Origin of the sequence: Streptomyces sp. AC602_WCS936, from assembly GCF_019049125.1 — a bacterium.
GTDB lineage: Bacteria > Actinomycetota > Actinomycetes > Streptomycetales > Streptomycetaceae > Streptomyces.
Map to the genome: position 1 here is coordinate 20,194 of NZ_JAGMUF010000031.1, position 12,621 is coordinate 32,814.

10 protein-coding genes are annotated in these 12,621 nt (G+C 74.0%); 7 read left to right on the forward strand and 3 right to left on the reverse strand.

The features are described 5' to 3' along the window. Nucleotides 1–64 precede the first annotated feature (64 nt). Nucleotides 65–1,078, reverse strand: a complete 1,014-nt coding sequence (locus KUM03_RS12590; protein ID WP_217247127.1) for a substrate-binding domain-containing protein — start codon at nucleotides 1,076–1,078, stop codon at nucleotides 65–67. A gap of 450 nt (nucleotides 1,079–1,528) precedes the next feature. Between KUM03_RS12590 and KUM03_RS12595 the strand changes: the two genes are divergently transcribed. From KUM03_RS12595 to KUM03_RS12610, 4 genes are all read left to right on the forward strand, one after another. After that, the gene (locus KUM03_RS12595) at nucleotides 1,529–2,176 is read left to right on the forward strand and encodes a ScbR family autoregulator-binding transcription factor (RefSeq protein WP_217247128.1); all 648 of its coding nucleotides are present in this window, start codon (nucleotides 1,529–1,531) and stop codon (nucleotides 2,174–2,176) included. 94 nt (nucleotides 2,177–2,270) lie between these two features. Beyond that, nucleotides 2,271–3,482 carry a damage-control phosphatase ARMT1 family protein gene (locus KUM03_RS12600; protein WP_217247129.1) on the forward strand — a complete coding sequence of 404 codons (1,212 nt, stop codon included), beginning with the start codon at nucleotides 2,271–2,273 and terminating at the stop codon, nucleotides 3,480–3,482. A gap of 101 nt (nucleotides 3,483–3,583) precedes the next feature. After that, nucleotides 3,584–5,764, forward strand: coding sequence for a germacradienol/geosmin synthase Cyc2 (cyc2, locus tag KUM03_RS12605; protein WP_217247130.1), 2,181 nt, complete (start codon nucleotides 3,584–3,586; stop codon nucleotides 5,762–5,764). A gap of 75 nt (nucleotides 5,765–5,839) precedes the next feature. Then, nucleotides 5,840–6,442, forward strand: coding sequence for a PDZ domain-containing protein (locus tag KUM03_RS12610; protein WP_217247131.1), 603 nt, complete (start codon nucleotides 5,840–5,842; stop codon nucleotides 6,440–6,442). Nucleotides 6,443–6,452: 10 nt separating this feature from the next. On the opposite strand, the gene KUM03_RS12615 is transcribed toward KUM03_RS12610, so the two are convergent. After that, nucleotides 6,453–7,208 carry a metallophosphoesterase gene (locus KUM03_RS12615; protein WP_217247132.1) on the reverse strand — a complete coding sequence of 252 codons (756 nt, stop codon included), beginning with the start codon at nucleotides 7,206–7,208 and terminating at the stop codon, nucleotides 6,453–6,455. A gap of 185 nt (nucleotides 7,209–7,393) precedes the next feature. On the opposite strand from KUM03_RS12615, the gene KUM03_RS12620 reads away from it, so the two are divergent. Beyond that, entirely contained in the window at nucleotides 7,394–8,524 is a 1,131-nt protein-coding gene (locus KUM03_RS12620; RefSeq protein WP_217247133.1) for an aminopeptidase P family protein, read from the forward strand. Nucleotides 8,525–8,579: 55 nt separating this feature from the next. Next, nucleotides 8,580–9,527 carry an aminoglycoside phosphotransferase family protein gene (locus KUM03_RS12625; RefSeq protein WP_217247134.1) on the forward strand — a complete coding sequence of 316 codons (948 nt, stop codon included), beginning with the start codon at nucleotides 8,580–8,582 and terminating at the stop codon, nucleotides 9,525–9,527. Nucleotides 9,528–10,126: 599 nt separating this feature from the next. Here KUM03_RS12625 and treZ read toward each other — a convergent pair. Then, complete coding sequence (treZ, locus tag KUM03_RS12630) at nucleotides 10,127–11,872, reverse strand: malto-oligosyltrehalose trehalohydrolase (protein ID WP_217247135.1); 1,746 nt, start codon at nucleotides 11,870–11,872, stop codon at nucleotides 10,127–10,129. Between the two features lie 195 nt (nucleotides 11,873–12,067). On the opposite strand from treZ, the gene KUM03_RS12635 reads away from it, so the two are divergent. Then, the gene (locus KUM03_RS12635) at nucleotides 12,068–12,619 is read left to right on the forward strand and encodes a DUF1707 and FHA domain-containing protein (RefSeq protein WP_217247136.1); all 552 of its coding nucleotides are present in this window, start codon (nucleotides 12,068–12,070) and stop codon (nucleotides 12,617–12,619) included. Nucleotides 12,620–12,621 lie beyond the last annotated feature (2 nt).

A 12,621-nucleotide genomic window follows, 5' to 3' on the forward strand; every position in this document is an offset into this window, starting at 1 on the left:
GTCGTCCTAGGCGATCAGTGGGGGAGGCTGGCGGGGGTACGGGGAGCGTGCCCGCGGGGTGCGGTCACCGGGTGCCGCCCGCGGCGAACCCGGCGACCGCGTCGGCGTTGGTCCGGGTCACGAACGCCGGGCCGGTCAGCACCGGTGCCACTGAGCCGCCGCTGACGTTGCCGTTGGTGCGGTACAGCCAGAGCGCGTCCACCGCGAGGTAGCCCTGAAGGTAGGGCTGCTGGTCCACGGCGAACTGCACGTCCCCGCGCTTGACCGCGGCGACCAGCTCCTCGTCCAGGTCGAAGGTGGCGACGTGCGCGTCGCTGCCCGCCTCGTCGACCGCCTCGACGGCCCTCAGCGCGAACGCCGCGCCGTTCATGACGACTTCGTCGATGCTGGAGTCCTGCCGCAGCCGGGCGGTGACGGCGGCGCCCACCGCCTTCATGTCGGTCCCCTCGACGTAGAGCATCTCGGTCTCGCCCTCGAAGGTCTTCTTCACGCCGGCGCAGCGCGCCTCCAGGGCGACGTTGCCCCGCTCGTGGATGACGCAGAGGGCGTGCTTCGCCTTGAGGTCGTTCAGCTTGTCGCCGACGGCACGGCCCGCGACGCTCTCGTCCTGGCCGAAGTACCCGAGGAGCCCCGTGGAACGCCAGGCGTCCATGCCGGAGTTGAGGCCGACCACCGGGATGCCGGCCTTGCGGGCCTCGGCGACCGGCCCCTTCATCGCCTGCGGCTTGGCCAGGGTGACGGCGATGCCGTCCACCTTGTCGCGGACCGCGTCCCGCACCAGGTCGGCCTGGTCGGCGGCGTCGGCGTCCCCCGCGTACGTCAGGTCGAAGCCGTCCTTGGCGGCCGCGGCCTCGGCGCCCTTGCGCACCCGGTCCCAGAAGGCGTCGCCCTCGCCACCGTGGGTGACCATGACGACCTTCGTCCGGTCGCCGCCGGGTCCGCCCGCCGCGTCCGGGGCCGAGCCGTCCCCGTCCCTGCCGGGTGCGGAGCAGCCGGCCGCGAGCAGGCAGGCCGCCGCGACGAGGGCCGCGGTGCGGACACGTCCGGGGGAGGAGGCGGACGGAGAAGTTGTACTCATGGGGGGTGCGGCACCTCGCTGTACGGCCGAGCAGGAGGAACGGAGCGAGGACGGGACCGGAGCCGCGGGGTCAGTGCGCCAACCGGGTGAATCTCGCCTGGCCGGAGCAAACCGTGAGTGAGCGCCGGTAGTCAAGTGACCGGCGACCAGGTGTGAGTTGTCGGTGCCGCATCGTGATGAACGGGGCCGGTGGGCCCGTGCGCAGGCGTCGCGGTGGTCCGGAGCCCGCGTCGCGGTACCGGCGAGGCCGGGGGCTTCGTAGTCGCGTCGGGCTGCTCCTGGGCCGCGTCGGCAGCTGCCTGGTCCCCGGTCTGCGTCAACTGAACCGCCCCGGCCGGGCCCCCGGACCACGGGGCCGCAGGCCGGCTGATCTGACGGTGAGTTATCGTGTACAGGGGGTTAAGACAGGCGGCACGGCCTGTTGAGTTCCAGCCCAGGAGAGTTCAGCCGATGGCGAGGCAGCTACGCGCCGAGCAGACCCGCGCGACGATTCTCGGGGCCGCCGCCGACCTGTTCGACCGTCAGGGCTACGAATCGACCAGCCTGAGCGAGATCGTCGCCCACGCCGGTGTCACCAAGGGGGCCCTGTACTTCCACTTCGCGGCGAAGGAGGACCTCGCCCACGCGATCATGGAGCTGCAGTCCAGGACCTCGCGCGCGCTGGCGAGGGAGCTGGACGGCCGGGGCTACACCTCGCTGGAGGCGCTGATGCGCCTCACGTTCGGCATGGCCCGGCTGTGCGAGGAGGGCCCGGTCCTGCGCGCCGGGCTGCGGCTCGCCACCGGTGGAGTGCCGGTACGGCCGCCGCTGCCGCACCCCTTCACCGAGTGGCGGGAGATAGCCTCGTCCCGCCTGCTGGACGCCGTCCGGCAGTCCGACGTGCACCCCGACATCGACGTCGACTCCGTCGCCCACACCCTCGTCTGCTCCATCGTCGGCACCCGCCTCGTGAGCGGCACCCTCGAACCGGACGCGCGCCAGCCGCGCCGCCTGGCCGGCATGTGGTACCTCATCATCCGGGGCATGGTCCCGGTCACCCGACGCGCGCGCTACCTCACCCTGGCCGCCCGCCTGGAACGCGAGACCTACGCGGCCTGACCGGCGGGGGCGGAAAGAGGACGCCGGCGGGAACGCCTGCCGGGGGAGCGCCGGTTTCGCCGCTCGCGCGGGGGCGCGCGATACGGTGAGGCGCATGCCCGACACCCCCGCCGAGTCCGCCCCCGTCATCCGTGGTGACGAGCCCGGTTCCTTCCCGCACGGTGTGCTGGCCGAGCGGCACCCGGCCATCATCAGGCAGGTCCGCGAGGCGTTCCCCTACGGCCCCGGACAGCGGCGCGCCCTCGACGCGCTGCTCGCGAGCTGCGCCGACGGCGTCATCGAGCCGCTGCCCGCCGGGGCCGAGGCCCGCGACCACGACCGCTGGGCCGGCTGGGGCATGGGCGAGTACGCCGGCCGCTCCTGGTTCGACGTGCCCTGGCTGTGGGCCGAGAGCCACTTCTACCGCAGGCTCCTCGACGCCGTCGGCTACTTCGACCCCGGTCCCTGGCAGGGCATCGACCCCTTCCGGCCCGCCAAGCTCGCCGAGCTCGACGCCCCCGAGACCGACGAGGAACTGGCCGCGCTCGACGGCCTCGACGCGCTGTCCGCCGACGAGCGGGACCGCGCGCTGCTGCACGGCTCGCTCTGGGGCAACCGCGCGGACCTCGGCTTCCGCCTCTCCGAGAGAGGTACCGGCGCCGAGGACGAGGCGGCGGCACTCGTCGCCGACGACAGCGACGTGCTCTGGTCCCTGCTCCCGGCGACCGGCAGCGGCACCGGCGCCCGCGGCCCGGCCACCCTCTGCCTCGTCGCCGACAACGCCGGCCGGGAACTCGTCCCCGACCTGCTCCTCGTCGCGCACCTCCTGGCCGAGGGCCGCGTCGACCGGGCGGTCCTGCACGTCAAGCCGTACCCGTACTACGTCTCCGACGCCACCCACGCCGACGTGCTCGACGCGCTGCGGCGGCTCGTCGCGGCCGGCGGCGCGGCGGCCGCGTACGGTGACCGGCTGTGGGCCGCGCTGGCCGACGGCCGCGTCACCGTCCGCGCCCACCCCTTCTCCTGCGCGCCCCTGCCGTACTCCGACGCGCCCGCCGACCTGCGCGAGGAGTTCGCCGCGGCCACGGTCACCGTGCTCAAGGGCGACCTGAACTACCGTCGCCTGGTGGGCGACCGCCGGTGGCCGGCGACCACCCCCTTCGCGGACGTCACCTCGTACTTCCCGGGCCCGGTCGCCGCGCTGCGCACCCTGAAGTCGGACGTGATCACGGGCCTGACCGCGCAGACCGAGGAGGCCCTCGACGCGAGCGCCGAGCGGCGCTGGCGGACGAGCGGAACGCACGCGCTGATCCAGGTCAGGCCCTGAGAGCCACGGGCGGAAGTTCCCACTCCGCCCTGATTCACGCGATGGTGTGATCATGTCCCTCCGGGCGGATGCGTCCACCGGGCCCTGGGTAGTGCCGGGCCATGACGCAACAGCCCTTCGAACTCCCGCACTTCTACCTGCCGCATCCCGCGCGGCTGAACCCGCATCTCGACGAGGCCCGAGCCCACTCGACGACGTGGGCGCGCGAGATGGGCATGCTGGAGGGCTCCGGGGTCTGGGACCGGGCCGACCTCGACGCACACGACTACGGCCTGCTCTGCGCCTACACCCACCCCGACTGCGACGGGCCGGCGCTCTCCCTGATCACCGACTGGTACGTGTGGGTCTTCTTCTTCGACGACCACTTCCTGGAGAAGTTCAAACGCAGCCAGGACCGCGTCCGCGGCAAGGCCCACCTGGACCGGCTCCCCCTGTTCATGCCCCTCGACCTGGACACCGCGATGCCCGAGCCGGAGAACCCGGTCGAGGCCGGCCTCGCCGACCTGTGGAGGCGCACGGTGCCGGCCATGTCGGCAAACTGGCGCCGCCGCTTCGCCGTCGCCACCGAACACCTGCTCAACGAGTCCCTGTGGGAGCTGTCCAACATCAACGAGGGGCGGATCGCCAACCCCGTCGAGTACATCGAGATGCGCCGCAAGGTCGGCGGCGCCCCCTGGTCGGCCGGGCTCGTGGAGTACGCCACCGCCGAGGTGCCCGCCGCCGTCGCGGGCACCAGGCCGCTCAGGGTGCTGATGGAGACCTTCTCCGACGCCGTGCACCTGCGCAACGACCTCTTCTCCTACCAGCGGGAGGTCGAGGACGAGGGCGAGCTGAGCAACGGTGTGCTGGTGCTCGAGACCTTCTTCGACTGCACCACCCAGGAGGCCGCCGAGCTGGTCAACGACGTGCTCACCTCCCGGCTGCACCAGTTCGAGCACACCGCGTTCACCGAGGTGCCCGCCGTCGCCCTGGAGAACGGGCTGACCCCCGCCGAGGCCGCCGCCGTCGGGGCGTACGCGAAGGGTCTCCAGGACTGGCAGTCCGGCGGCCACGAATGGCACATGCGCTCCAGCCGGTACATGAACGAGGGCGCCCGGCCCGGCACCCCCTGGGAGGCGCTCACCGGCCCCGGCACCTCCGCCGCGGACGTCGGCGCGCTGCTCGCCCGGGCCGCCTCGGAGCGGGGCCGCGCCTATACGCACGTGCCCTACCAGAAGGTCGGCCCGTCGGTCATCCCCGACATCCGCATGCCGTTCCCGCTGGAGCTGAGCCCCGCCCTGGACGGCGCCCGGCGGCACCTGTCCGAGTGGTCGCAGGCGATGGGCATCCTCAGTGAGGGCGTCTGGGACGAGGACAAGCTCGCGAGTTGCGACCTCCCGCTGTGTGCCGCGGGCCTCGACCCGGACGCCACCCAGGAGCAGCTGGACCTCGCCTCCGACTGGCTCGCCTTCGGCACCTACGGCGACGACTACTACCCGCTGGTCTACGGCCACCGGCGCGACCTGGCCGCCGCCCGGCTGACCACCGCCCGCCTGTCCGCCTGCATGCCGCTCGACGGCGAGCCGGTCCCACCGCCGGCCAACGCCATGGAACGCTCCCTGATCGACCTGTGGGCCCGCACGACGTCCGGCATGACGTCCGAGGAGCGCCGCCCCCTGAAGGCGGCCGTCGACACGATGACCGAGGCCTGGGTGTGGGAGCTCGCCAACCAGATCCACAACCGCGTCCCCGACCCGGTGGACTACCTGGAGATGCGGCGCGCCACCTTCGGCTCCGACCTGACCCTCGGCCTGTGCCGCGCCGGACACGGACCGGCCGTCCCGCCCGACGTCTACCGCAGCGGGCCCGTGCGCTCCCTGGAGAACGCGGCGATCGACTACGCCTGCCTGCTCAACGACGTCTTCTCGTACCAGAAGGAGATCGAGTACGAGGGCGAGATCCACAACGCGGTCCTGGTCGTGCAGAACTTCTTCGGCGTCGACTACCCGGCCGCCCTCCGTGTCGTCCAGGACCTGATGAACCAGCGCATGCGGCAGTTCGAGCACGTGACCGTCCACGAACTGCCGGTCGTCTACGACGACTTCCAACTGACCGACGAGGCACGGGAGATCATGCGGGGCTATGTGACCGACCTGCAGAACTGGATGGCGGGCATCCTCAACTGGCACCGCAACGTCCCGCGCTACAAGGCCGAGTACCTGGCCGGCCGCACCCACGGCTTCCTCCCGGACCGCGTACCCGCCGTGCCCGTCCCCAGGAGCAGCCCCGTCCTGACCCTCTGACCACCGGTCAGTCTCACTCTTTCGTGGCTCGTCACGCGCTGGTGCGCCGGGTAGATCACCTGCCGGAGGCGAACCATGGAACAGACAGCGTTGCGACCCAAGCCGATGCCCGGTCAGGAACAGGGGGCCGGCACCACGCCCGACGGCGACCGGCCTCAGCCCGGCGGACACCGGCGCCGGAGGCGGCTCACCACCCTGCTGCTCGGGGTGCTGGCCGCCGCCGTCCTGCTCCTGGCCGGCGTGGGGCTCGGCACGATGGGCGCCACGGTGATCGGCATGAGCAAACTCGCCGAACTGCAACGGCAGGCGGGCGCGCCGGGACCGGGAGCACAGAAGCCCTCGGGGAGCCGGGCCGCCCCGGTGCATCCGTCGGCCGGCGCGTCCCCGTCCGCCTCCCCGTCCCCGGCCCGGGCCGCCGCGACCCTCGGTGTGGAGGCCGTGGACGACGAGAAGCCGGGCGCGCTGGTCGTCGGCGTCCACGTGCCCGGCCCCGGGTACGCGGCCGGGCTGGTCAGGGGCGACGTGCTCCTCGCGTTCGGTGAGACCCGCGTCGACTCGGCGGCCGACCTCGCCGAGGCCGTGGCCGGTGCCCGGCCGGGCAAGGCGGTCAAGGTCACGGTCCGCCACGAGAGCGGCGGCTACCAGCAGTTGACGGCCGTACCGGGCGTCGTCACCTGACCCCGCGTCGTCACGTGACCGTACGGAAGTGGCTGGTGAGCCGCCCGGTGTCGTCCAGTACGTGGTAGGCCAGCCCGACCGGAGCGTCCCGGTCCGCGATCTGTTCCCCCTCCCAGGGCAACCGCAGGGTCCACGTCACCCCGGGCCCGACCATCAGGGGCCGTCCCGCGAACACCGTGGCGGCGGGCGTGTGGGCGTGACCCGTGATCAGGCCGGCCACCTCGGGGCGGCGTTCCATCAGCGCCGCGAGACGCTCGGGACGGCGCAGGGGGTAGGAGTCGGGCAGGGGGTGGTGCAGGGGCGCGGGCGGGTGGTGGAAGGCGAGGACGACCGGGCGGTCGCCGCCGAGCCCGTCGAGGGCGGACTCGATCCAGCCGTATGTCTCCTCGTCCAGTTCCCCCTCGTCGCTGCCCGGGACACTCGAGTCGCACATCAGCACCGCACCACCGTCGAAGACGTGCGCGCCGTTGACCGGACCGTCGGCGGCGGGCCGGCCCAGCAGGGCCTTGCGGTAGGGCGCGCGGCTGTCGTGGTTGCCGGGGCAGGTGAGCACGGGAAACGGCGCGTCGCCGTCCCGCAGCCCGAGGATGCGGGCGGCCTCCTCGTACTCCGCCTCGGTGCCGTGGTCCGCGATGTCCCCGGTCACGAGCAGGGCGTCCACCCGCCCGGGCAGTTCCCACAGCCGGTCGCGCACCCGCTCGGCGCGCGCGGTGGCCCGGGCGCTCCCGTCCAGGTGCAGGTCGCTGATGTGCGCGAGTACGAGCACGGTTCCGGCCTCCTAGGGGCGCTCGAACGCCGAGCCCCGTAGACGTCACTGACGCATCTAATGCTTAGGTGGAATCTAACCATTAAGCATGACGGCTGATCAATGGCAATCGGCTCGCGCCGCCCCCTCGCGGCGGGCAGGATGCTGCTCGTAGTCCCTTCGCCCACGTTGCCCAGGAGGCCCGGATGACCGGCAGCGCGCCCGCTGCTTCCTTCACCGCCGACGACTACCGGGCCCGCATGGAGCGCGCCGCGCGGGCGGCCGCCGACGCCGGGCTGGCCGGGCTGCTGGTGGCACCGGGGCCGGACCTCGTATGGCTCACCGGCTACGCCCCCACCGCGGCCACCGAACGGCTCACCCTGCTCGTCCTGGCGCCCGGCCGCGATCCCGTCCTCGTCGTGCCGACGCTGGAGGCCCCCGACGCCGAGAAGGCCGTCGGAGCGCCCGCCCTGACCCTGCGTGACTGGACCGACGGCAAGGACCCCTACGCCGCCACCGCGGCCCTCCTCGACGGCTCCGGCCGGTTCGGCATCAGCGACAATGCCTGGGCGATGCACCTGCTGGCCCTCCAGCGGGCGCTGCCCGGCACCTCGTACGCCTCCCTCACCGAGGCGCTGCCCATGCTGCGCGCCGTCAAGGACGCGGCCGAGCTGGAACTCCTGACGGCGGCGGGCGCGGCCGCGGACGCCGCCTTCGAGGAGATCCGGAAGGTGCGCTTCGGCGGGCGCCGCGAGTCCGACGTCGCCGCCGACCTCGCGGACCTGCTGCGGCGGTTCGGCCACTCCCAGGTCGACTTCACCATCGTCGCCTCCGGCCCGAACGGCGCCAACCCGCACCACGAGGTCGGCGACCGCGTCATCGACGACGGTGACATGGTCGTCCTCGACTTCGGCGGCCTGAAGGACGGCTACGGCTCCGACACCTCCCGTACCGTCCACGTGGGCGAGCCCACCGACGAGGAGCGCCGGGTGCACGACCTCGTCCGCGAGGCCCAGGAGGCAGGTTTCCGGGCGGTGCGGCCCGGCGTCGCCTGCCAGGAGGTCGACCGGGCCGCCCGCGCGGTCATCGCCGACGGCGGGTACGGCGAGTACTTCATCCACCGCACCGGGCACGGCATCGGCGTCACCACGCACGAGCCGCCGTACATGATCGAGGGCGAGGAGCAGCCCCTGGTACCCGGCATGTGCTTCTCCGTCGAGCCCGGCGTCTACCTCCCCGGCCGGTTCGGGGTACGCATCGAGGACATCGTCACGGTCACCGGGGACGGCGGCCGGCGCCTCAACGACACCACCCGGGAGCTGGTCGTGGTGGAGTGAACGTAGACGACAGACCCTGAACGCCCCGGCAGACCCGGAAGACGACGGCGCGACCATGACCCAGGCACCGACACCCACCGCGGACACCGTCCGCCGACTGGTCCGTTCCCTGCTGGGCGAGAGCGCGGAGACCGACGTCCGGCCCGCCGCGTCCGGCACCGAGCCCGCCACCTGGTGGGTCGGCACCCGGCACGTGCTGCGCCTGGCGCCCGACCGCGAGGCCGCCCTGCGGCAGCGGCGCGAACTGCGGCTGCGGGAGCTGGTCCGGCCCCACCTCTCCGTCACCGTGCCTACCAGCGTGGCGCACGGCGAGTGGGCGCCGGGGCTGACCTACACGCTGGACGCCAAGGTGCCCGGCGGGTCCGGTGAGGAGCACGAGGTGTCGGCGCCGGGCGAGGCGGACCTCGCCGCGCTGCTCACCGGCCTGCGCGAGGTGCCGGTCCGCCAGGCCGAGACGATCGGTGTGCCCCGGGCCGCCCCGCGCTCGCTGGAGGCCCTGCGGGAGTCCGCCGAGCGGGCCGGCCGGCACCTCGCCGAGGCCGACGAGTTCGACCCCGCGCGGCCGGAGCGGCTCACCCGCGCGGCGACGGTCCAGCTCGGCGTCCAGCCCGGGGCGGCGCCGGTCCTCGTGCACCACGGGCTGGCCGGCGAACACCTCGTCGTCGGCGCCGACGGCCGGGTGCGCGGTGTCCTCGGCTGGGCCGACGCGGCACTCGGCGACCCGGCCGAGGACATCGCCGCCCTCGCGCGCTCGGTCGGCTCGCCCGCCGCCGTCCGTGCCGCCACCCTCGCCGGCTACGGAGCCCGGCCTTGCCTGCGCGGCCTGTGGCTGGCCCGCTGCGACGCCCTCGTCCACCTGGCCGACGCCCTCGCCGGTCGCCCGTCCGCACCGGCGCCCCTGCCCGTGCTGCGGACCCGGCTGCGCCGCGCCTGGGAGCCCATCCTCCTGGAACGGGTGACGGAGCTGCGCGAGGACGGCACGGACGACGGCACGCCGACCTGAGCACGCCCCGTGCCGCCGCCCGGCCCACGAGCCGCCCCCGGCGACCGCCGGGGCCATTCCGTCGCCCCGCGCGCGGCGGCCTGCCACTCCGTACGACTTCCGCGCGTCCGATGAGGGCGCGGTGCCGCCCGGCCCCCGCGCCGCCGCCCCGGCCGCCTGGTGTCCGGCACGGTCATCACTCCGTCACTCCGCCGCCGGCGTCACTCAGGCGCCTCGCGCGGCGGCCTGCCGCTCGGGTAGGCGTTCCGTGCGCGTCCGGTGACGACGCGGCGCCCGGCCCGCGCTCCGGCGTGTGCGGCCCGCCGCCCCGGCCGCCTGGTGTCCGGCACGGTCATCACTCCGTCACTCCGTCGCCGGCGTCACTCAGGCGCCTCGCGCGGCGGCCTGCCGCTCGGGTAGGCGTTCCGTGCGCGTCCGGTGACGGCGCGGCGCCCGGCCCGCGCTCCGGCGTGTGCGGCCCGCCGCCCCAGCGGCCTGGTGCCCGGCACGGTCACCACTCCGTCACTCCCGCACGGGCACTACTCCGCCACTCCCGCACGGACACCACACCGTCACTCCCGCGCGGACATCCCCCGTTCTCCCGCACGTACGGCGTCCCGTCACTCCTGGACGAGCACCACGCTCGACTCCCCCGGCACCCGCAGCACCCCGTCCGCCCCCGGCGGCTGAACCGGCTCCCACGCGGCGAGCACCCGCGCGGGCCGGCCGCCCAGCGGAATCGCCGCCGGCTCGGTGCCGAGGTTGACGACCACCCGGATGTCACCGCGCCGGAAGGCCAGCCAGCGAGCCTGGACGTCGTACGCCACCCTGGTGTCGGCGAGGTCGGGGTCGGTCAGGTCCGGCTGCCCGCCGCGCAGGGCGATCAGCCGCCGGTACCAGTCCAGTACGCGCGCGTGCGGTTCGCGTTCCCGCTCGGACCAGTCGAGGCAGGAGCGCTCGCGCGTCGCCGGGTCCTGCGGGTCGGGCACGTCCTCCGCCTTCCAGCCGTGCGCGGCGAACTCCCGCCGCCTGCCGCCCCGCACCGCCTCGGCGAGCTCCGGGTCGGTGTGGTCGGTGAAGAACTGCCACGGAGTGCCCGCCGCCCACTCCTCGCCCATGAACAGCATCGGCGTGAACGGCGCCGTCAGGGTCAGCGTGGCCGCGCAGGCGGCCAGGCCGGGGGAGACCAGCGAGGCCAGACGGTCGCCCTGGGCGCGGTTCCCCACCTGGTCGTGGGTCTGGCTGTAGCCGGTCAGCCGGTGCGCGGCGACCCTGGCCCGGTCCAGCGGGCGTCCGTGGCCGCGGCCCCGGAAGCTGGAGAAGGTGCCGTCGTGGAAGTAGCCACGGGTCAGCGTCTTGGCGAGCGCCGCGAGCGGATCGCGCGCGAAGTCGGCGTAGTAGCCCTGCGACTCCCCGGTCAGGGCGGTGTGCAGGGCATGGTGGAAGTCGTCGTTCCACTGTGCGTGCACACCGAGACCGCCCTCCGCGCGCGGAGTGATGATCCGCGGGTCGTTGAGGTCGGACTCGGCGATGAGGAACAGCGGGCGCTCCAGGTCGGCGGCGAGGCCGTCCACCGCCGTCGACAGCTCCTCCAGGAAGTGGCACGCGCGCGTGTCGGCCAGGGCGTGCACCGCGTCCAGGCGCAGCCCGTCGATCCGGTAGTCCCGCAGCCAGGCCAGCGCGCTCTCGACGAGATACGCCCGCACCTCGTCCGAACCGGGGGCGTCCAGATTGACGGCGACGCCCCAGGGCGTGTGGTGGGTGTCGGTGAAGTACGGGCCGAAGGCGGGCAGGTAGTTGCCGGAGGGGCCCAGGTGGTTGTGCACCACGTCCAGGACCACGCCCAGGCCCAGTTCGTGAGCCCGGTCGACGAACCGTTTCAGCGCCTCGGGCCCGCCGTACGGCTCGTGCACCGCCCACAGCGAGACACCCTCGTACCCCCAGCCGTGCCGGCCCGGGAACGGGCACAGCGGCATCAACTCCACGTGGGTGACGCCCAGCGCGGCCAGGTGGTCGAGCCGTCCCGCGGCCGCGTCCAGCGTGCCCTCGCGCGTGTACGTGCCCACGTGCAGCTCGTACAGGACGGCGCCGGGCAGCGGGCGCCCGGCCCACTCGGTGCGCCACGCGTACCTCCCGTGGTCGACGACCGCGCTGAGCCCGTCCGGCCCGTCCGGCTGCCTGCGCGAGCGCGGGTCCGGCAGCACCGGGCCCTCGTCGACCGCGAAGCCGTACCGCGAGCCGTCCCGCGCCCCGGCCTCGGCACACCACCACCCCGGCCGCTCCCCGTCGCGCTCCAACGCGCGCGTGACGCCGTCGCACTCCAGCGTCACCCGGCCGGCCTCCGGTGCCCACACCTCGAACTGCACGGACGGTTCCCCTTCGTCTGCTCACCGTGATGTAGCCCGTCCATCGTGCTGCAAAAGCGATCTCCGCGCTGGCGAAAACCCCCGTTCGCGGCCGGTGTCGTGGTGCACGTGACGGTGGCCGGGGCGCACCCGCGCGCGGGGCCGCCGTTCCCCGTTTTCTGGACACTCCGCCCCGGCTGACCGACAATCACCTGCGTGACGTCGTCCTTCGAGTTCAACACGTACCCCGCGCGGTTGTCCGACGCGGAGCGCGACAAGGCGCTGCGGGTGCTCCGGGACGGCGTCGCGATGGGGCGCCTGTCGCACGACACGTTCATCCGCAGGATGGAACTGGCGCTCGCCGCCCGCCGCCCGGACGAGCTGGCCGTGCTCACCGCCGACCTGCACTCCGAGGGCCGGATGGCGCGGCTGGTGTTCGGCACCGTCGAGGCGGTGTCCGGATTCGGTGTACGGCTGCGCAGGGCCTGGCAGGCCGAGCGGCTGCCCAAGCTGCTGCTGCCGCACCCCGGCGCCGGTCATCCGCTGCGCATAGGGCGCGACCCGGCGAACGGGCTGCGGCTGACCCACGAGACGGTCTCCCGGGTGCACGCCGAACTGAGCCGCCAGGGCGGCATGTGGGTGCTGCGCGACCTCGGCTCCACCAACGGCACCACGGTCAACGGGCGGCGGGTCATCGGCGCGGCCGTCGTCCGCGAGGGCGACCAGATCGGTTTCGGGCAGATGGCCTTCCGTCTCGCGGTCGACTGAGC